Genomic DNA, 18,638 nt, shown 5'->3' with positions numbered 1-18,638 from the left:
CCAGACTTCCGGCGCGGGAGGGCCGTTTCGTCGCGCGCGAGGCCGAGTTCGCGGCTACCGCGAGGGGCGTCCCCGGGGCCGCATTACTCCCCTGGGAGTATCACGCCGAGCGTCACGAGGGCGTACGCGCCGCCGCGAGCAGCCGGTTCACCTCGTCGCCGGTGATGGTGAGCGCGGCGCCCACGGTGGCCAGCGCCTCGCGTTCGGCGGTGGTGTACGGACCGTCGGCCAGGGCGATCCGGGCGCCCTGGAGCAGGATCGATTCACGTCCTGCGGGGGCGAGGTGCGGGGCCAGCGGGTCCAGCGCCTCGTGCAGCTCTATGGCCAGCCCCGGCCCGCAGGGTGCGCCGGTGATCCGGCCGGTGTCCGCCTCCAGCGCCTCGACGAGGGCGGCCAGCTGCTCCTCGGTGCAGTCCGGGAAGCCGGCCGCGCGCACCGCCGCCGCGGCGGTCTCCAGGGCCGTACGGGAGCCCGTGCCGCCCGCGGCGAGCACCGCGAGGGCGACGGTGTGGACGGCGTCGCGGAGCATCGCGGAGAAGCGGGTGGTGGTGGGGTGGTCGAGCACCTCGGTGCCGTAGTGGCGGCGGCAGGCCGCGCACTCCACGACCGGCCCGCACGCGCCGCGCGGCAGCACCGGCAGGCCCAGCAGGGTGAACCGGCGGCGCCCGGTCAGCCGCTGGTAATTGCGGTCGCCGCCGCAGCCGGGGCAGAAGAAGTCCCCGTCGGCGAGGGCCGTCCACGCGGTACGGGTACCGAAAATGCGCGAAAGCCCGGTGACACGGCCGTCTCGTCCCCGTTCTGGCAGCACGTCGCAGCACCTCCGTAACCCCGCGGCAACATCGCCGCGCTGGCGTGATGTTAGCCACATCCATGAGGGCTAGTCAGCACCCAGGACGAGACCTTTCCGTGACCTGATCGGGTGAGTGGCCGGTAAACGACGGGGCCCCGCCCGCCGGAGCGCACCGCGATCCGGCGGGCGGGGCCCGCGAAACCCCCGGTGCGGACGGTCAGCGCGCGGCCCGGTTGACGGCCGAGACGACCGCCTTCAGGGAGGCGCGGGTGGTGTTGGCGTCGATGCCGATGCCCCACAGCACCTTGCCGTCGATCGCGCATTCGATGTAGGAGGCGGCCTGCGCGGACGCGCCCTCGCTCATCGTGTGCTCCTGGTAGTCCAGCAGGCGTACGTCGATCCCGATGGACTGCAGGGCGTCGAAGAAGGCCGAGATCGGACCGTTGCCCTGACCCGTCAGCACGGTGTCCGTGCCGTCGACGGTGGCCTCCACGGTGAGGGTGTCGACGCCGTCGCGGTCGGTGGTGGACTGGCCGTTCTTGACCTGAATCCGACCCCACGGGTTCTCCGGGTTCGGCAGGTACTCGTCCTCGAAGATCGCCCAGATGTCCTTCGGCGTGACCTCGCCGCCCTCGGCGTCCGTCTTCGCCTGAATGATCTTGGAGAACTCGATCTGCATCCGGCGCGGCAGGTCCAGCTTGTGCTCGTTCTTCAGCACGTACGCCACGCCGCCCTTGCCGGACTGCGAGTTGACCCGGATGACCGCCTCGTAGGAGCGGCCGACGTCCTTGGGGTCGATCGGCAGGTACGGCACCGCCCACTCGATGTCGTCGACGGTGACGCCCTTGGCCTTCGCCTCGGCCTCCATGGCGTCGAAGCCCTTCTTGATGGCGTCCTGGTGGGAGCCGGAGAAGGACGTGTAGACCAGGTCGCCCACGTACGCGTGGCGCGGGTGGACCTCCATCTGGTTGCAGTACTCCCACGTACGACGGATCTCGTCGATGTCGGAGAAGTCGATCTGCGGGTCGACGCCCTGCGAGAACAGGTTCATGCCCAGGGTGACCAGGTCGACGTTGCCGGTGCGCTCGCCCTGCCCGAACAGGCAGCCCTCGACGCGGTCGGCGCCGGCCATCAGCGCCAGCTCGGCCGCCGCCACCGCCGTACCGCGGTCGTTGTGCGGGTGGACGGACAGGCAGACGTACTCGCGGCGCGACAGGTTGCGGTGCATCCACTCGAAGCGGTCCGCGTGGGTGGACGGCGTGGAGCGCTCCACGGTCGCCGGCAGGTTCAGGATGATCTCGCGGTCCGGGCCGGGCTGCCAGACGTCCATGACGCCCTCGCAGACCTCCAGCGCGAAGTCCAGCTCGGTGTCGGTGAAGATCTCCGGGCTGTACTGGAAGCCGAACTCGGTCTCCGGGCCCAGCAGCTTCTCGGCGTACTCCATGACCAGCCGCGTGCCGTCGACGGCGATCTGCTTGATGTCGTCCTTGGAGCCGCGGAACACCACGCGGCGGAAGACCGGGGCGGTCGCGTTGTACAGGTGGACGGTGGCCCGGTGGGCGCCCTTCAGGGACTCCACGGTCCGCTCGATCAGGTCCTCGCGGGCCTGGGTGAGGACGGAGATCGTCACGTCCTCGGGGATCGCGCCCTCTTCCTCGATGATCGACCGTACGAAGTCGAAGTCGGTCTGGCCGGAGGCCGGGAAGCCGACCTCGATCTCCTTGTAGCCCATCTTGACCAGCAGGTCGAACATCGCCCGCTTGCGCGCGGGCGACATCGGGTCGATCAGGGCCTGGTTGCCGTCACGCAGGTCGGTCGACAGCCATCGGGGGGCCTTGGTGATCCGCTGGTTCGGCCAGGTGCGGTCCGGGATGTCGACCTGCTCGTAGCGGCCGTACTTGTGGATCGGCATGGAACTGGGCTGCTGGCGATTCGCCATGATGCGGGGGCTCCTAGAGGTGTCCGGAAAGGACGGCCGACGGCAACACCGAGCTCCGCGGGGAGGGAGTCGACCTGGACTACAGGCCCTCGCCGCGGCAGCTAAGGAGAAGCAGCCCGAAACGCATGATGCGCAGCATGCTAGCCGAGCGGCTCCGGGATGCGGGGTCGTGTTTCAGTATGCGGGACCGAGACTCGTCAGGGGCGTGGGGGAACTGCGCGAGAAACCCCACAAAACGGACAGCCGCCTAGCATAGACAAACCGCCCCGCACCCCTCACCCGCGATCAATTCACCAATCATGATTGCCCTTGGTGACAGAGGTCGCACTCAGTGCGATGGTGCGGAGCATGAGCGCAGTGTTCTGTACCGTCGTCCCACCCCACATCCTCGACAGGCTGGCCCGCAGCGAGGACCCCGCCCTCGCCGGCCCCGCCCGCCGCACCCTGGTCCGCGACAGCGAACTCCGCGGTCGCCGCCGCGTCACGACCGAGTTCCGCCTCGCCGCCGCGCCGCAGGCCAAAGCACCCTCGGACCAGCCGCTGCGCACCGTCTACGACGCCGGGCACAAGACCGACCTGCCCGGCACCAAGGTCCGCGGCGAGGGCGACGAGCCCGGACAGGACGCCACGGTCAACCGCGCCTACGCCGGTCTCGGCGCCACCTTCGAGCTGTTCCTCAAGGCCTACGGCCGCCACTCGATCGACGGCGACGGCCTGCCCCTGGACGCCACCGTCCACTACGACGAGAACTACGGCAACGCGTTCTGGAACGGCGAGCAGATGGTGTTCGGCGACGGCGACGGCGAGGTCTTCCTCGACTTCACCCTCCCGATCGACGTCATCGGCCACGAGCTGACCCACGGCGTCACCCAGTACACGGCGAACCTCACCTACTACGGCCAGCCGGGCGCGCTCAACGAGTCGATGTCCGACGTCTTCGGCTCGCTGATCAAGCAGTACACGCTCGGCCAGACCGCCGGCGAGGCCGACTGGCTGATCGGCGCCGGCCTGCTCGCGCCCCGCGTCACGGGTGTGGCGCTGCGCTCGATGAAGGCCCCGGGGACGGCGTACGACGACGACGTCCTCGGCAAGGACCCGCAGCCCGCGACGATGGAGGACTACGTCCGCACCGGCCGCGACAACGGCGGGGTGCACATCAACTCCGGCATCCCCAACCACGCGTTCTACCTGGCCGCGACCGCGATCGGCGGCTACGCCTGGGAGAAGGCCGGGCAGATCTGGTACGACGTGCTGACCGGCGGCGAGCTGACCGAGCGGGCCCGTTTCGCCGACTTCGCCACCCTCACCGTCAAGGCCGCCCGCGAGCGCTACGGCGACGGCGGCGACGAGCACGAGGCGGTGCGCAAGGCGTGGGAGCAGGTCGGCGTACGCACCCTGTAGTTCGCGGGAGATCCGTACTAGACAGGGACCCATGCGAATTCAGGTGAGGCGCACGGGCGGCTTCGCGGGCATCGAGCGGTACGCCGAGATCGACACCGCGGGCCGCCCCGACGCCACCGAGTGGCAGGCCCTGGCCGAGCGGGCGCTGGCCACCGGGCAGGGCACCCGCCCGGCCGGAGTGCCCGACGGCTTCCACTACGAGGTCACGGTGGACGACCGGACCGTCCACGCGAGCGACCCCGGGGTGCCGGACGACCTGCGGGCGCTGGTCACGCGCGTGCTGAAGGAGGGAGCGTGACGACGGCCCCGATACCCCGCTTCCCCGACGGCTTCCTGTGGGGCGTGTCGACCTCCGCCCACCAGATCGAGGGCGCGGCCGACGAGCGCGAGCCGTCCGTGTGGGACGCGTTCACGGCGGAGCCGGGGCGGGTGAGGGACGGCTCGACGGCGGCGGTGGCCTGCGACCACTACCACCGCCACCGCGAGGACGTCGCCCTCCTCGCCGGCCTGGGCGTGGACGCGTACCGCTTCTCGGTGTCCTGGCCGCGCGTGCGGTCCCCGCGCGGGCTCGACTTCTACGACCGGCTCGTGGACGACCTGTGCGCGGCGGGCGTCCGCCCGGTACCGACCCTGTTCCACTGGGACCTGCCGCTCGGTCTGGACTGGCTGGAGCGGGACACCGCGGCCCGCTTCGCCGAGTACGTCTCGGTCGTCGCCGACCGCCTCGGCGACCGCGTGCGGAAGTGGATCACGCTCAACGAGCCCGCCGAACACACCCTGCTGGGGCACGCCCTCGGCACCCACGCGCCCGGCAGGCGGCTGCTGTTCGACGCACTGCCGGTGGCCCACCACCAGCTGCTGGCCCACGGGCTGGCCGTCCGCGCGCTGCGCGCGGCGGGCGCCACGGACATCGGGATCGCCAACTCGCACGGCCCGACCTGGCCGGCGTCCGAGGAGAGCGCGGACGTGGAGGCGGCCGAGTTCTACGACGTCCTGCTGAACCGTCTCTTCGCCGACCCGCTGCTGCTCGGCACCTACCCGGACGGACTCGGCGAGCTGATGCCGGGGGACGTCGAGGCCGACCTCAAGGTGATCGCCGAACCGCTGGACTGGTACGGCGTGAACTACTACGCGCCGACCAGGGTGGGCGCCCCGCAGGACACGGAGACGGACTTCGGCGGCGTCCGGATGCCCTCCGGGCTGCCCTTCTCGGTCCGTGAGATCGAGGGCCGCCCGGTGACCGACTTCGGCTGGCCGGTGGTCCCCGAGGGCCTGACCGAGCTGCTGACCGCCTTCCGCGACCGCTACGGCGACCGGCTCCCCCCGGTGGTCATCACCGAGAACGGCTGCTCGTACGACGGGCTCGACGACCGGGACCGCATCGCCTACCTGGACGGCCACATCCGGGCCCTGCACGACGCGCTCACGGCCGGTGTGGACGTGCGCGGCTACTTCGTGTGGTCCCTGCTGGACAACTTCGAGTGGGCCGAGGGCTACGCCCGCCGCTTCGGCCTGGTCCACGTCGACCACGACACGCTGGCCCGCACGCCGAAGGCGTCGTACCGCTGGTTCCGGGAGGTGCTGCGGGACCAGCGGTGAACGGGCCGGGGCCGGTGGCTCAGAAGCCGAGCTTGCGCAGCTGCTTCGGGTCGCGCTGCCAGTCCTTGGCGACCTTCACGTGGAGATCGAGGAAGACCGGGGTGCCCAGCAGGGCCTCGATCTGCTTGCGGGACTTGATGCCGACTTCCTTCAGGCGCTTGCCCTTGGGGCCGATGATGATGCCCTTCTGGCTGGGGCGCTCGATGTAGACGTTGGCGTGGATGTCGAGGAGGGGCTTGTCGGCGGGCCGGTCCTCGCGGGGCAGCATCTCCTCGACGACCACCGCGATGGAGTGCGGCAGCTCGTCGCGGACGCCCTCCAGGGCCGCCTCGCGGATCAGTTCCGCGACCATGACCTGCTCGGGCTCGTCCGTCAGGTCGCCCTCGGGGTAGAGCGCCGGGCCCTCGGGCAGCAGCGGGATCAGCAGGTCCGCCAGCAGGTCGACCTGCTTGCTGCCGACCGCCGACACGGGGACGATCTCCGCCCACTCGATGCCCAGCTCCTTGCCGAGCTGGTCGACTGCGATCAGCTGCTCGGCGAGGGCCTTGGAGTCCACCAGGTCGGTCTTGGTGACGATGGCGACCTTCGGGGTCTTCTTGATCGCGGCGAGTTCCTTGGCGATGAACCGGTCGCCGGGGCCGATCTTCTGGTCGGCGGGCAGGCAGAAGCCGATCACGTCGACCTCGGCCCACGTCGTGCGCACGACGTCGTTCAGCCGCTCGCCCAGCAGGGTGCGCGGCTTGTGCAGCCCCGGGGTGTCCACCAGGATCAGCTGCGCGTCGGGGCGGTGGACGATGCCCCGGACGGTGTGCCGCGTGGTCTGGGGGCGGTTGGAGGTGATCGCCACCTTCTGCCCGACCAGAGCGTTCGTGAGGGTGGACTTGCCCGCGTTGGGGCGGCCCACGAAGCAGGCGAAACCGGCCCGGTGAACTGCCTCGGCCGACTGCTCGGATGACTGGGTGCGAACGCTCATGCCGCCCATTCTCCCTGATCCCCGGAGCGCCGCCGTACCGTGAGCCTCCGGAACCCCGTGGACCTTACGGTGCACGCCCGGAGCGCCTACGATCACGGGGTCCCGGGCGGCCACGGCGGCCCGGTCGTCTCCTCCCCCGTCTCCCTTGCGCAGAAGGTCGAGCCGCAGGCATGAAGCTCATCACCGCGATCGTCAAGCCGTACCGCCTCGACGAGGTCAAGAACGCGCTCCAGGAGCTGGGCATCCAGGGGCTGACCGTCTCGGAGGCCAGCGGCTACGGCCGCCAGCGCGGCCACACCGAGGTCTACCGGGGCGCCGAGTACCAGATCGACCTGGTGCCGAAGGTCCGTATCGAGGTCGTGGTCGAGGACGCGGACTGCGACGCCGTGATCGACGCGATCGTGAAGGCCGCGCAGACCGGGAAGATCGGCGACGGCAAGGTCTGGGCGCTGCCGGTCGACACGGTCGTCCGGGTGCGCACGGGCGAGCGGGGGCCGGACGCGCTGTGACGCCCTCGGGCGTCTCGTGAGGCCAGTCGAAGACGAACGGCCCCGGTGACTGGGGTCCGGTGGCCGTGCAGGTGACGGTGATGCCGAAGGCGGTCATCCGCAGGGGGCCGCCGTAGCCCTCCAGGCGGTCGCCGGAGGCGACGGTGCCGGTGAGCGGGCCGACGGTGACCGGGTCGCCGGCGGTCATGGCCGGGTTCCGGGTGCCGGTGAAGGTGACGGCGCCCGGTGGACCGCGAGGGCCCCGGCCGCCAGTGCCCCGCCGGGCGTCAGCCCGCCGTCACCGTAGCCCGGACCGTGCCGTCCGGCCCGGCGACCAGCACCGGCGTCCCGGGGCCGCCCAGGTCCCGTACGGCGGCCAGGTCCGCCTCGGCCGCCGACTCCGCGTCCGTCACCACGGCCGCCGCCTCCAGCGACTTCGCCCCGGACGCCACCGCCATCGCCACCGCCGTCTGGAGGGCGCTCAGCTTCAGCGAGTCGAGGGCCACCGTCCCGGCGGTGTAGGTCCGGCCCGTCTCGTCCCGTACGGCCGCCCCCTCGGGCACCCCGTTACGGGCCCGCGCGGAACGGGCCAGGGTCACGATCTTGCGGTCCTCGGGATCGAGCGCGCTGCTGTCGGTCATGGCTCGAGGATACGTAGCCGTACGGCCGTCGGCCCGCGTGGGCCTCACGGACGGTCGAGGCGGAGCCGGACGGCGCGCGGCAGGCCGGCGACGACCAGGTCGTAGGAGTCCTCGACCAGTTCCCGGACCAGCCGGTCCGGGAGTCCCGCGTCGACGGTGACCGTGTTCCAGTGGCGTTTGTTCATGTGCCAGCCGGGGACGATCAGGCCCGGGTGCGCGGTGCGCAGCCGCAGGGTGTCCTCCGGGTCGCACTTGAGGTTGACCTTCAGGGGCCGCGCGTCCAGATACGACAGCGCGAAGAGCTTGCCGTGGACCCTGAAGACCGAGATCTCCGGGCCGAACGGGAAGTCCTCCACGGCCGCGTTGAAGGACAGGCAGAGGGCGCGCAGCTCCTGCGGGGTCACTCCGGTTTCTCCTCCTCGTCCGGGCCCCCCGGGGGCACCGGCTCCACCAGCACCGTGACGATCTTGTTGCGGCGGCCGGCGGCCGCTTCGGCGGTCAGGCGCAGATCGCGGCCGTCGGGGAGGGCGACCAGGGCGGACGCGCCGGCGATGGGGACCCGGCCGAGGGCCTTGGCGAGCAGGCCGCCGACGGTCTCCACGTCCTCGTCGTCGTACTCGTCGAGGCCGTACAGCTCGCCGAGGTCGGTGATGTCGAGGCGGGCGGTGACCCGGTAGCGGCCCTCGCCCAGCTCCTCCACCGGGGGCAGCTCGCGGTCGTACTCGTCGGTGATCTCGCCGACGATCTCCTCGAGGATGTCCTCGATGGTGACGATGCCGGCCGTGCCGCCGTACTCGTCGATGACGACGGCGACGTGGTTGCGTTCCTTCTGCATCTCCCTCAGGAGGTCGCCCGCGTTCTTGGTGTCGGGGACGAAGACCGCGGGCCGCATCGCCGTGGACACCAGCTCGCTCTCCGCGTCCCGGCTGATGTGCGTCTTGCGGGCCAGGTCCTTGAGGTAGACGATCCCGACGATGTCGTCCTCGCTCTCCCCGGTGACCGGGATCCGGGAGAACCCGGAGCGCAGGGCGAGGGTGAGGGCCTGGCGGATGGTCTTGAACCGCTCGATGACGACGAGGTCGGTGCGCGGCACCATCACCTCGCGCACCAGGGTGTCGCCGAGTTCGAAGACGGAGTGCACCATGCGGCGCTCCTCGTCCTCGATCAGCGACTCCCGCTCGGCGTAGTCGACCAGGGCCCGCAGCTCCGCCTCGGAGGCGAACGGGCCGTGCCGGAAGCCCTTGCCGGGGGTGAGCGCGTTGCCGATGAGGATCAGCAGCCACGGGATGGGGCCCATGATCCGGGCGAGCGGCAGCAGGACGTACGCCGCCGCGGTCGCCGTGTGCACGGGGTGCTGGCGGCCGATGGTGCGCGGGGAGACCCCGACGGCGACGTACGACAGCAGGACCATCACCGCGATGGCGATGAGCAGGGCCTGGGTGACGCTGCGGAACTCGCGCAGGCACCCGTAGGTGATCAGTGCGGCGGCGGCCATCTCGCAGGCGACGCGGACCAGCAGCGCCACGTTGAGGTAGCGGGTGGGGTCGGCGGCGACCTGGGCGAGCTTGTCGGCGCCGCGCCGCCCGGACCGTACGGCTTCCTCGGCGCGGAAGCTGGAGACCCGGGCCAGGCCCGCCTCCGCGCAGGCGGCGAGCCAGGCCACGATCACCAGGGCGATCGCGCCGGATACGAGCGGGAGGCTCATGAGACGGTCGGGGCCGGGGACGGGCCGGTCAGGCCCTTCTCCGCGCGCCAGCCGTCCACGATGGCGGCCTGAAGGCCGAACATCTCGGCCTTCTCGTCGGGTTCCTCGTGGTCGTAGCCGAGCAGGTGCAGCACGCCGTGGACGGTGAGCAGTTGCAGCTCCTCGTCCATGGAGTGCTTCGTGGGCGCCTCGGCGCCCTGCTTGGCGGCGACCTCGGGGCAGAGCACGATGTCGCCGAGAAGGCCCTGCGGGGGCTCGTCGTCGTCCTTCGACGGCGGACGCAGTTCGTCCATCGGGAAGGACATGACGTCCGTGGGCCCCGGCAGGTCCATCCACTGGATGTGGAGCTGCTCCATGGCGTCGGCGTCCACGACGATCACCGAGAGCTCGGAGAGCGGGTGGATGCGCATCCGTGCGAGCGCGTAGCGGGCGATGTCGAGGATCGCCTGCTCGTCGACCTCGGTTCCGGACTCGTTGTTGACGTCGATCGACATGGTCGTGCTGGTCTACTTCCCCTTGGAGCCCTTGGCGCCGGAGGACTTGGCGCGGCTCTTGTGCGCGCCGTTCTCCGTGCCGTGCTTGCTGTCGTACTTCTCGTACGCGTCGACGATACGGCCCACCAGCTTGTGCCGGACGACGTCGTGCGAGGACAGCCGGGAGAAGTGGACGTCCTCGACGCCCTCCAGGATGTCCTGGACCTGACGGAGACCGGACTTGGTGCCGTCGGGCAGGTCGACCTGGGTCACGTCACCCGTGATCACGATCTTCGAGTCGAAGCCGAGGCGGGTGAGGAACATCTTCATCTGTTCGGGGCTCGTGTTCTGGGCCTCGTCCAGGATGATGAAGGCGTCGTTGAGGGTACGGCCGCGCATGTACGCCAGTGGCGCGACCTCGATCGTCCCGGCCGCCATCAGGCGGGGGATGGAGTCGGGGTCGAGCATGTCGTGCAGCGCGTCGTACAGCGGGCGCAGGTAGGGGTCGATCTTCTCGTAGAGCGTGCCGGGCAGGAAGCCCAGGCGCTCTCCGGCCTCGACCGCGGGGCGGGTCAGGATGATGCGGTTGACCTGCTTGGACTGCAGGGCCTGGACCGCCTTCGCCATCGCCAGATACGTCTTGCCGGTACCGGCCGGGCCGATGCCGAAGACGATCGTGTGCTTGTCGATCGCGTCGACGTACCGCTTCTGGTTCAGGGTCTTGGGGCGGATCGTGCGGCCACGCGAGGACAGGATGTTCTGCGTCAGCACCTGGGCCGGGGTCTCCGAGCCGTCACCGCCTCCGGACTCGCTCGCCCTGAGCATCGCGATCGACCGTTCCACTGCGTCCTCCGTCATCGGCTGCCCGGTGCGGAGCACCAGCATCATCTCGTCGAACACGCGCGCGATCAGGGCGACGTCCACGGGGTCGCCGACCGCGCTGATCTCATTGCCCCGGACGTGGATGTCGGCCGCCGGGAAGGCCTTCTCGATCACGCGCAGGAGGGAGTCGCCGGAACCCAGCACGGTCACCATGGGGTGCTGGGCGGGGACGGTGAACTGTGCTCTCGCCTGCCCCTGCGCGGGGGTGTGAGCTGTGGGTGTCTGAGTCATGGGCCGGCGCTGAAGGCCTGCGGTTCCTCCTCGTCACGGCCGCGTAGCTGAGGGCGGCCTCGCGATTCCCAGGGTACGACGGGGCACCGACAAGCCCGTAGGGCTTTTCGAACAGACCCTGGAAAGCGAACGCCCGACGGCCCGCCGTCATGCCGAGCGGCGGAAGCCGATCGTCGGGACCGCCCGGCGCAGGGGCCAGGGGCGCCCGCATTCCTCCGGGACCAGGTCGGCGAGGAACGCGTACCGCTCCAGGGCGGCCGGGTCCTGGTCGTCGAGGGAGCGGACCTTGCGCCACCAGGCGGCGATCTCGGACCAGCCGGGGGCGGAGAGGGAGCCGCCGAACTCCTGGACGGACAGGGCGGCGGTGAGGCCGGCGAAGGCGAGGCGGTCGGCGAGCCGCCAGCCGGCGAGGGTGCCGGTGACGAAGCCGGCCACGAAGACGTCCCCGGCGCCGGTCGGGTCCAGGGCCTCCACCTCGATGGCCGGGACCTCGGCGGTCTCGCCGGTGCGCCGGTCCACGGCGTACGCGCCGTCGGCGCCGAGGGTGACGACGGCCAGCGGCACGAACGCGGTGAGCGCGTGGGCGGCGGCGCGCGGGCAGCTCGTGCCGGTGTAGCGCATCGCCTCCTCCGCGTTGGGCAGGAAGGCCTCGCAGTGGGCGAGGTCGGGGAGCGCGGCCAGGTCCCAGGCTCCGGTGTCGTCCCAGCCGACGTCGGCGAAGATCCGGGTGCCCCGCGCGGCGGCCTGGGCGATCCACGGCACGGAGCTGCCGGGCACGAGGGAGGCCACGGCGGCCCGGGCGCGCGGCGGGCAGTCGGGGGCGGGTTCCTCCGGGGGCGGTTCGTGGCCGTGGGACACCATCGTGCGCTCGCCCTCGTAGGCCATGGAGACCGTGACCGGGGAGTGCCAGCCGGGGACGGTGCGGGAGGGGGTGAGGTCGATGCCCTCGCCGCTCTCCAGGGCGTCCCAGCAGTAGTCGCCGTAGTGGTCGTCGCCGAAGGCCGCAGCGAGGGACGTCCTCAGGCCGAGCCTGGCCAGCGCTGTCGCCATGTTCGCCACGCCGCCCGGGCTGGAGCCCATACCGCGCGCCCAGGACTCGGTGCCGCGCACCGGGGCGGAGTCGAGGCCGGTGAAGATGATGTCGAGGAAGACGGTGCCGGTGAGATAGACGTCCCAGGGCGGGTCGCCGGGGGCGCGCAGGGCGGCGAGCGGGTCGACCTGCGGCGGGCAGCCCTGCGCGGCGGGCGCGGCGAGCGAGGCCGGCACGGTGGAGGTGGTGGCTCCGGCGGACGCGTTCACGGTGCACTCCCTGAACGTGGTGCGGGTCAGGCCAGTGTGCACCACGCCACTGACAGCGCGTCTTCCGTCACACCCGGCACCCCGGTACCGGCGTCAACCCGGAGCGCCCCCCGCCGGCCGCCTGAGCGCCCCCCACCAGTCGCCTGAGCGCCCCCAACCCCTACCACCGAGGCATCGTCGGCACCCTCCATCCCGGTTCCACGACCCGCATCGCCGCCGCGTCGTCCCGGTCCCGCAGCGTGCCGTCGTCCCGTGCCCACCGCTCGTGGAGGAATGCCAGCCGGTCGCGGTCCAGGTCCACACCCAGGCCGGGGGCGTCGGAGACGCGGACGGCGCCGTCGTGGAACGTCAGGCGTTCGGTGAGGACGTCCTCGGTCTGCCAGGGGTAGTGGGAGTCGCAGGCGTGGAGGGGGCCGGGCACGGTGGCCGCCACGTGGGTCATCGCGGCGAGGGAGATGCCGAGGTGGGTGTTGGAGTGCATGGAGACCCCGACGCCGAAGGCGCGGCAGACGGCCGCGAGCTGCTGGGTGTGGCGCAGCCCGCCCCAGTAGTGGTGGTCGGAGAGCACCACCTGGACGGCGTCCCGTGTGAAGGCCTCCTTGATCTCGGCGAACGTCGTGACGCACATGTTGGTGGCGAGCGGCACCGACGTGCCCGCGGCGACCTCGGCCATGGCGGCCGTCCCGAGGGTGGGGTCCTCCAGGTACTCGAGGACGTCCTCCAGTTCCCGCGCCACCTTCAGCGAGGTCGGCACGGACCAGGCGCCGTTGGGGTCGAGCCGCAGCGGATGCCCGGGGAAGGCGTCGGCGAGGGCCCGGACGGCGGTGATCTCCTCGTCCGGCGGGAAGACACCGCCCTTGAGCTTGAAGGAGCGGAACCCGTACCGCTCGGTGAACCGGCGGGCCTGCGCCACGATCCCCGCCGGGTCGAGGGCGGCGCCCCAGTCGTCCGGCTCGGCCGTGACGCCCTCGGGGTGCGCGGCCCACCGGTAGAAGAGATAGGCGCTGTAGTCGACCGTGTCGCGGACCTTGCCGCCGAGCAGCGCGTGCACGGGCAGCCCGAGCGTCCGGCCGAGCGCGTCGAGGCAGGCGACCTCGAAGGCGGAGACGACGGACAGCCGCAGCTTGCCGGCGGTCTGGACGCCGCGCAGCCCGCCGACGTCGAGCGCGCCGTCGACCCGCGCGGTGTCCACGGCGAGCCGGTCGGCGAGGGTGAACAGGCCGCCCTGGTCGTCGACCCGGTGCCCGGGCAGCAGCTCGGCCAGGGGCCGGGCGAGCTCCAGGTACTTGGTGTCGCCGTACGTCTCCCCGAGCCCGGTGACCCCGTCCTCCGTGGTCACCTCCACGATCAGCCGGGGGGTGTACGGCTGGTGCACGCCCTGGGTGTTGAGCAGGGGCGGGTCGGCGACCAGGACGGGGGTCAGCGTGACCCGGGCGATCCGGAGGTCACGGTCACGAGCCACGGTCATCTCCCTACGTAGACGACGTTCCCGTATGAAGATAGCGGGGCGGGCCCGCCGCCGCACTACCATCTCCCCATGTCCGAGTCAGGCGGCAGCGGTGGCGTCCGCGAGGTGAAGTCGGCCGCGCGCACGGTGGAGTTGCTGGAACTGCTCGCCGCGCGCGGTGACCGCCCGGCACGCCTCCAGGAGCTGGCGGACGAACTCGGCGTGCCGCGCAGCTCGATGTACGCCCTGCTCCAGACGCTGATCTCGCGCGGCTGGGTGCGCACCGACATCACCGGCTCGCTCTACGGCATCGGCCTCCGCGCGCTGCTGACCGGCACCGGCTACCTCGACTCCGACCCGCGCGTGCGGCTCGTACGGCCGTATCTCGACGAGGCGTCGGACGCGCTGGGCGAGACGATCCACCTGGGCCGGCTGGACGGCCGCGACGTGGCGTATCTGGCCACCCGGGAGTCGCACGAGTACCTGCGCACGATCAGCCGCGTCGGGCGCCGGCTCCCCGCGCACGCGGGGGCCCTGGGCAAGGCGCTGCTGGCCGAACGCCCCGACGACCGGCTGCCGCCGGAGCCGTACGCGGCCCTCACCCCCAACACCCACACCACCCGCGCCTCCCTGGCCGCGGACCTCGCCGAGGTGCGCGAGCGCGGCTACGCGATCGACCGCGAGGAAGGCGTCCCCGGGATCGTCGGCTTCGGCTTCGCGCTGCGCTACGACTCCCCCGCCCAGGACGCGATCAGCTGCTCGGTGCCGGTGGTCCGGCTGACGCCGGGGCACGAGGAGCGGATCGTCGCCGTGATGCGCGAGGTCCGGGCGAAGATCGAGGCGACGGCACCGGCGGCCGGGGGCGCCGTGCACTGGCGCTAGCGCCGCCCGTTCACCCAGGAAACCACGCCCGTTCAGCCGCGAAACCGCCCCCGCCTACCCGGCCTCCGGCGCCCCAAACCAGAGAGTGACCCGGATCACGCCCCCCGAGCTTCTTCGCGAACCGCGTGCTTGATACAAATTGCCCGCGCGCTCGTTCCTGTCCGTCGACGGCCTGCGCTCCTCCCCCCTTTCTCACGCTCCTTTCGCATGCCCCGGGAACGCCCGTGTCCGCCCCTCGCTCCACCCTCCCCTGGCCGCTCCTCGCCCTGTTCACGGCCGGGTACCTCGCGCCCTATCTGCTGCCGACCACGGTCGGCCGCCTGGACGCAGGCCTGCCGCTGACCGGCACTCAGGCGGGCGCCGTCGGCAGCGCGCTGCTGCTCGCCTCCGCGTCGGCCGGGTTCGCGCTGGCCGCGCGGGTGGAACGGATCGGTGCCCGCCGGCTGGCCCGCGCCGGACTCGCGGTCGCCGCCCTCGGTTACGGCGGCGCCGCGCTCACCACCGCCGTCCCGGCCGTCGTCGCGGGCGCGGTGCTCGGCGGGTTCGGCTCGGGCACGATCACCGCGGTGGCCGCGTCCGGCATCGCCGCGCAGAAGGACCCGCACCGCGCCTCCACGGCCGGGCTGCTCGGCGTCTCCGCGCTCGCGGGCGCCCTGTATCTGACGGTCCCCCACCTCGGCCCCGGTCACGGCCTGCCGCTCGCCGCGATCGCGCTGACCGCGCTCGCCGTATGGCCGCTGACCGGCCGGCTGCCGGTCTCCGCTCCCGCACCCCGGGTCCCGGCGCGGGAGCGGGCCCGCCTGCCCCACCTGCGGTCCGGTCTCGTCCTCGCCGCCGTCATGCCGTGCTGGTCGCTCGCGCAGAACGCCCTGTGGGGTGTCAGCGGCCGGATCGGGGTGACGCAGGCGCATCTGACCGAGGCCGCCGTCGGGGTCGTCTTCGCCGTGGCGCTCGGCGCCGGGCTGCTGGGCGTGCTGGGCGCGGGCGCGCTCGGGGTGCGGTGCGGGCGGGCGGTGCCGATCGGCGCCGGGACCACGCTCATCGCCGGGTGCATCGCGCTCAGCGCCTCCGCGACCACCCTGCCCGCCTTCGCGGCGGGCGAGATCGCCTGGAACGCCCTCTACCCGGTGGTGCTGTCCTACGTCATCGGCCTGGCCGCCTCCCTCGACCCGCGCGGGCGCTGGGCGGTACTGGTCGGCTCGGCGTCCTCGCTGGGCACCGCGGCCGGCCCGCTGACCGGCAGCCTGCTGTCCGAGCGGGCGGGCTTCACCGGCATGGGGCTGGTGCTCGCCGCCGGACTGCTCGTGGTCGCGGTGCCGATGACGGCCGTGGCACTGCGGGCGGGCCGCCGGGAAACGGCCGCACGGGACCTCACGGTCGTGGAGATCCCGGTCGTCGAGATCCCGGTCGTCGAGATCCCGGTCGTCGAGATTCCGGTGGACGCCCCGGCCGTCGCCGCCGAGCGGGGCGCCTACGACACCGCGGGGCCCGCCTCCCGGAACTCGTACGCCTCCACCTCGGCGAGGTAGCGCGCCCGCCGCTCCTCGTCGTCCTCCAGGAAGGAGGCGAGGAAGGAGTTGCGGGCCAGCTCGCGCAGCCGCTCGTCGGTGAGGCCGAGTTCACGGCGTACGGCGTCGAAGTTGTCGCCCGCGTAGCCGCCGAAGTAGGCCGGGTCGTCGGAGTTGACCGTGCACAGCAGCCCGGCGTCGAGCATCGCGGGCAGCGGGTGGTCGGCCAGCGTGTCCACGGTGCGCAGCCGGACGTTCGACAGCGGGCACAGGGTGAGCGGGATCCGCTCCCGCACCAGCCGCTCGACCAGCGCCGGGTCCTCCAGGGCGCGCAGGCCGTGGTCGACGCGCTCGATGCCGAGCACGTCGAGGGCCTCGGTGATGTACTCCACCGGCCCCTCCTCGCCCGCGTGCGCGACCCGGCGCAGCCCGAGCGCGGCGGCGGCCTCGTAGACCTCGCGGAACTTCGCCGGCGGGTGCCCGATCTCGGCGGAGTCCAGGCCGATGCCGGTGATCCGGTCCAGGTACGGCCTGGCCGCCTCCAGCGTGGCGAGGGCCGACTCGGCGGACTCGTCGCGCAGGAAGCACATGATGAGCTTGGTGGAGACGCCGTGGTCGGCCGTGCTGCGGGCGAGCGCGCGCCACAGGCCCTCCACGACGGTGCCCATCGCCACGCCGCGCGCGAGATGCGCCTGCGGGTCGAAGAAGATCTCCGCGTGCCGCACGCCCTGCGCGGCGGCGCGGGCGAGATAGGCGTCGGCCAGGTCCTCGAAGTCGCGCTCGGTGCGCAGGACGGCCATCAGCGCGTAGTACAGGTCCAGGAAGGACTGGAGGTTCTCGAACCGGTACGCCTCGCGCAGTTCCTCCGTGGTCGCGTACGGCAGTGTCACCCCGTTGCGGGCGGCCAGCTCGAACGCCAGCTCCGGCTCCAGGGTTCCTTCGATGTGCAGGTGCAGTTCTGCTTTGGGGAGGGGCATTCGGGCATGGTACGCCCCGTTTACCTGCGTTTCGGGACCGGTACCCGCAGGAGGTCGTACGCCACCGTCAGCTCGCCCTCGAACCCGGCGGCGCGCGCCTGGCGCTCGAACTCGTCGGGCTCGGTGTAGCGCTGGCTGAAGTGGGTGAGGACGAGATGGCGTACGTCGCTCGCCTTGGCCACACGCGCCGCCTGACCGGCCGTCAGGTGGCCGTGTTCGGTGGCGAGGTGCTCGTCCTCGTCGAGGAAGGTCGACTCGATGACGAGCATGTCGCAGCCGTCCGCCAGCGCGTACACCCCGTCGCACAGCCTCGTGTCCATGACGAACGCGAACCGCTGCCCGCGGCGTACGACGCTGACGTCCGCCAGGGTCACCCCGCCGAGCGTGCCCTCCCGCTGGATGCGGCCCACGTCCGGGCCGGTGATGCCGTGCGCGGCCAGCCGCTCGGGCAGCATCCGCCGGCCGTCGGGCTCGACGATCCGGTAGCCGTACGACTCGACCGGATGGGAGAGCTTGCGGGCCTCCAGCGTGTAGGAGGGGGTGCGGGCGAGGGTGCCGTCGGCGTCGACCGGCGCCTCGGTCACCCCCACCGTCTCGCGGTAGGCGGTGGCGTAGCGCAGCCGGTCGAAGAAGCGCTGACCGGAGCGCGGGTAGTGGGCCGTGACCGGGTGCGGCACCTGGTCCAGGTTGATCCGCTGGATCACGCCCGGCAGGCCCAGCGAGTGGTCCCCGTGGAAGTGGGTGACGCAGATCCGGTTCAGGTCGTGGGCGGCGACGCCGGCGCGCAGCATCTGGCGCTGGGTGCCCTCGCCGGGGTCGAAGAGGATGCCCTCGCCGTCCCAGCGCAGCAGGTAGCCGTTGTGGTTGCGGTGCCGGGTCGGGACCTGGCTGGCGGTGCCGAGGACCACCAATTCACGGACGGACACGATGCGTACCGACTACCCGGGGGGCCATTCCAGGCCACGGCCGCCGAGGACGTGCGCGTGGGCGTGCCAGACGGTCTGGCCGGCGCCGCTGCCCGTGTTGAAGACCGTGCGGTAGCTGTCGAGGTTCTCGTCGTCGGCGACGGCCTGGGTCTCGTGCAGCACGTCGGCGGCGAGTTCCGGGCGCGCGGCGGCGAGTTCGGCGGCGTTCGGGTAGTGGGCCTTGGGGATGACCAGGATGTGGGTGGGTGCCTGGGGGTTGATGTCCCGGAAGGCGAGGGTGGTTTCGGTCTCGCGGACGATCGTCGCCGGGATCTGGCCCGCGACGATCTTGCAGAACAAGCAGTCGTCCTGTGGCTCCCCTGCCATGGTCCCTCCGGGGGTTGAGCGGGTGATCGTCTGTGGGGGCATCGTATCGTCGCCGGGTGCGGGGGGTTTGTGGCTGGGGCGCGGGCGCCGTGGGTGGTGGCTGCGGGTCTC

General features: G+C 72.1%; 19 protein-coding genes and 1 pseudogene. 6 read left to right on the top strand and 14 right to left on the bottom strand.

What is annotated here, in order from left to right; translation table 11 throughout:
• Window positions 1-112: 112 nt before the first annotated feature.
• Window positions 113-808 carry a TerB family tellurite resistance protein gene (locus ACIG0D_RS02845; RefSeq protein ID WP_399795866.1) on the bottom strand — a complete coding sequence of 232 codons (696 nt, stop codon included), beginning with the start codon at window positions 806-808 and terminating at the stop codon, window positions 113-115.
• Window positions 809-1,007: 199 nt separating this feature from the next.
• A complete protein-coding gene (gene leuA, locus ACIG0D_RS02840; protein WP_399795865.1) occupies window positions 1,008-2,729 on the bottom strand; it encodes a 2-isopropylmalate synthase in 1,722 nt (573 codons plus the stop codon).
• A gap of 348 nt (window positions 2,730-3,077) precedes the next feature.
• On the opposite strand from leuA, the gene ACIG0D_RS02835 reads away from it, so the two are divergent.
• From ACIG0D_RS02835 to ACIG0D_RS02825, 3 genes are read left to right on the top strand one after another with little or no spacing between them, the layout of a single operon-like run.
• A complete protein-coding gene (locus ACIG0D_RS02835; RefSeq protein WP_399795864.1) occupies window positions 3,078-4,130 on the top strand; it encodes a M4 family metallopeptidase in 1,053 nt (350 codons plus the stop codon).
• A gap of 31 nt (window positions 4,131-4,161) precedes the next feature.
• Window positions 4,162-4,428: a protealysin inhibitor emfourin gene (locus tag ACIG0D_RS02830; protein ID WP_399795863.1), complete on the top strand. Its 267-nt coding sequence runs from the start codon at window positions 4,162-4,164 to the stop codon at window positions 4,426-4,428.
• Window positions 4,425-5,729 carry a GH1 family beta-glucosidase gene (locus ACIG0D_RS02825; RefSeq protein ID WP_399795862.1) on the top strand — a complete coding sequence of 435 codons (1,305 nt, stop codon included), beginning with the start codon at window positions 4,425-4,427 and terminating at the stop codon, window positions 5,727-5,729. The genes ACIG0D_RS02830 and ACIG0D_RS02825 overlap by 4 nt, the downstream gene beginning before the upstream one ends.
• Window positions 5,730-5,748: 19 nt before the next feature.
• Here the strand turns inward: ACIG0D_RS02825 and era are convergent, their stop codons facing one another.
• Window positions 5,749-6,702, bottom strand: a complete 954-nt coding sequence (era, locus tag ACIG0D_RS02820; protein ID WP_399795861.1) for a GTPase Era — start codon at window positions 6,700-6,702, stop codon at window positions 5,749-5,751.
• Window positions 6,703-6,872: 170 nt separating this feature from the next.
• Here era and ACIG0D_RS02815 point away from each other — a divergent pair, with 170 nt between their 5' ends.
• Complete coding sequence (locus ACIG0D_RS02815; protein WP_399795860.1) at window positions 6,873-7,211, top strand: P-II family nitrogen regulator; 339 nt, start codon at window positions 6,873-6,875, stop codon at window positions 7,209-7,211.
• Window positions 7,212-7,236: 25 nt separating this feature from the next.
• Here ACIG0D_RS02815 and ACIG0D_RS02810 read toward each other — a convergent pair.
• The 8 genes and pseudogenes from ACIG0D_RS02810 to ACIG0D_RS02775 all read right to left on the bottom strand — a co-directional run.
• Window positions 7,237-7,434 (bottom strand): annotated as a pseudogene (locus tag ACIG0D_RS02810) (hypothetical protein); the annotation flags it as partial.
• Between the two features lie 43 nt (window positions 7,435-7,477).
• Window positions 7,478-7,831 carry a cytidine deaminase gene (locus tag ACIG0D_RS02805; protein WP_399795859.1) on the bottom strand — a complete coding sequence of 118 codons (354 nt, stop codon included), beginning with the start codon at window positions 7,829-7,831 and terminating at the stop codon, window positions 7,478-7,480.
• 44 nt (window positions 7,832-7,875) lie between these two features.
• Window positions 7,876-8,235 (bottom strand): MmcQ/YjbR family DNA-binding protein, encoded by a 360-nt coding sequence (locus ACIG0D_RS02800; protein ID WP_399795858.1) that lies wholly within the window; start codon window positions 8,233-8,235, stop codon window positions 7,876-7,878.
• Entirely contained in the window at window positions 8,232-9,536 is a 1,305-nt protein-coding gene (locus ACIG0D_RS02795) for a hemolysin family protein (protein WP_399795857.1), read from the bottom strand. Before ACIG0D_RS02795 ends, ACIG0D_RS02800 begins: the two co-directional genes overlap by 4 nt.
• Window positions 9,533-10,030, bottom strand: a complete 498-nt coding sequence (ybeY, locus tag ACIG0D_RS02790; RefSeq protein ID WP_365758915.1) for an rRNA maturation RNase YbeY — start codon at window positions 10,028-10,030, stop codon at window positions 9,533-9,535. The genes ACIG0D_RS02795 and ybeY overlap by 4 nt, the downstream gene beginning before the upstream one ends.
• 12 nt (window positions 10,031-10,042) lie before the next feature.
• Window positions 10,043-11,122, bottom strand: a complete 1,080-nt coding sequence (locus tag ACIG0D_RS02785; RefSeq protein ID WP_399795855.1) for a PhoH family protein — start codon at window positions 11,120-11,122, stop codon at window positions 10,043-10,045.
• A gap of 147 nt (window positions 11,123-11,269) precedes the next feature.
• Entirely contained in the window at window positions 11,270-12,388 is a 1,119-nt protein-coding gene (locus ACIG0D_RS02780) for a carbohydrate kinase family protein (RefSeq protein ID WP_399796344.1), read from the bottom strand.
• Window positions 12,389-12,581: 193 nt separating this feature from the next.
• Complete coding sequence (locus tag ACIG0D_RS02775; protein ID WP_399795854.1) at window positions 12,582-13,889, bottom strand: glucarate dehydratase family protein; 1,308 nt, start codon at window positions 13,887-13,889, stop codon at window positions 12,582-12,584.
• Window positions 13,890-13,958: 69 nt separating this feature from the next.
• Here ACIG0D_RS02775 and ACIG0D_RS02770 point away from each other — a divergent pair, with 69 nt between their 5' ends.
• Together ACIG0D_RS02770 and ACIG0D_RS02765 are read left to right on the top strand one after the other, a co-directional pair.
• A complete protein-coding gene (locus ACIG0D_RS02770) occupies window positions 13,959-14,750 on the top strand; it encodes an IclR family transcriptional regulator (protein ID WP_399795853.1) in 792 nt (263 codons plus the stop codon).
• Window positions 14,751-14,974: 224 nt separating this feature from the next.
• A complete protein-coding gene (locus ACIG0D_RS02765) occupies window positions 14,975-16,279 on the top strand; it encodes an MFS transporter (protein ID WP_399795851.1) in 1,305 nt (434 codons plus the stop codon).
• On the opposite strand, the gene ACIG0D_RS02760 is transcribed toward ACIG0D_RS02765, so the two are convergent.
• Genes ACIG0D_RS02760 through ACIG0D_RS02750 form a run of 3 tightly spaced genes read right to left on the bottom strand, consistent with a single transcriptional unit; the run spans window position 16,222 to window position 18,527 of the window.
• Complete coding sequence (locus tag ACIG0D_RS02760; protein ID WP_399795850.1) at window positions 16,222-17,235, bottom strand: adenosine deaminase; 1,014 nt, start codon at window positions 17,233-17,235, stop codon at window positions 16,222-16,224. The two genes, ACIG0D_RS02765 and ACIG0D_RS02760, sit on opposite strands and share 58 nt — an antisense overlap.
• 20 nt (window positions 17,236-17,255) lie before the next feature.
• Window positions 17,256-18,161, bottom strand: coding sequence for a ribonuclease Z (locus ACIG0D_RS02755; protein ID WP_399795848.1), 906 nt, complete (start codon window positions 18,159-18,161; stop codon window positions 17,256-17,258).
• A gap of 12 nt (window positions 18,162-18,173) precedes the next feature.
• Window positions 18,174-18,527 (bottom strand): histidine triad nucleotide-binding protein, encoded by a 354-nt coding sequence (locus ACIG0D_RS02750; RefSeq protein WP_399795847.1) that lies wholly within the window; start codon window positions 18,525-18,527, stop codon window positions 18,174-18,176.
• Window positions 18,528-18,638 lie beyond the last annotated feature (111 nt).

The organism is Streptomyces sp. NPDC052773 (assembly GCF_044547145.1).
Classification (GTDB): domain Bacteria; phylum Actinomycetota; class Actinomycetes; order Streptomycetales; family Streptomycetaceae; genus Streptomyces.
This window is presented reverse-complemented; position numbering and strand designations above follow the sequence as displayed.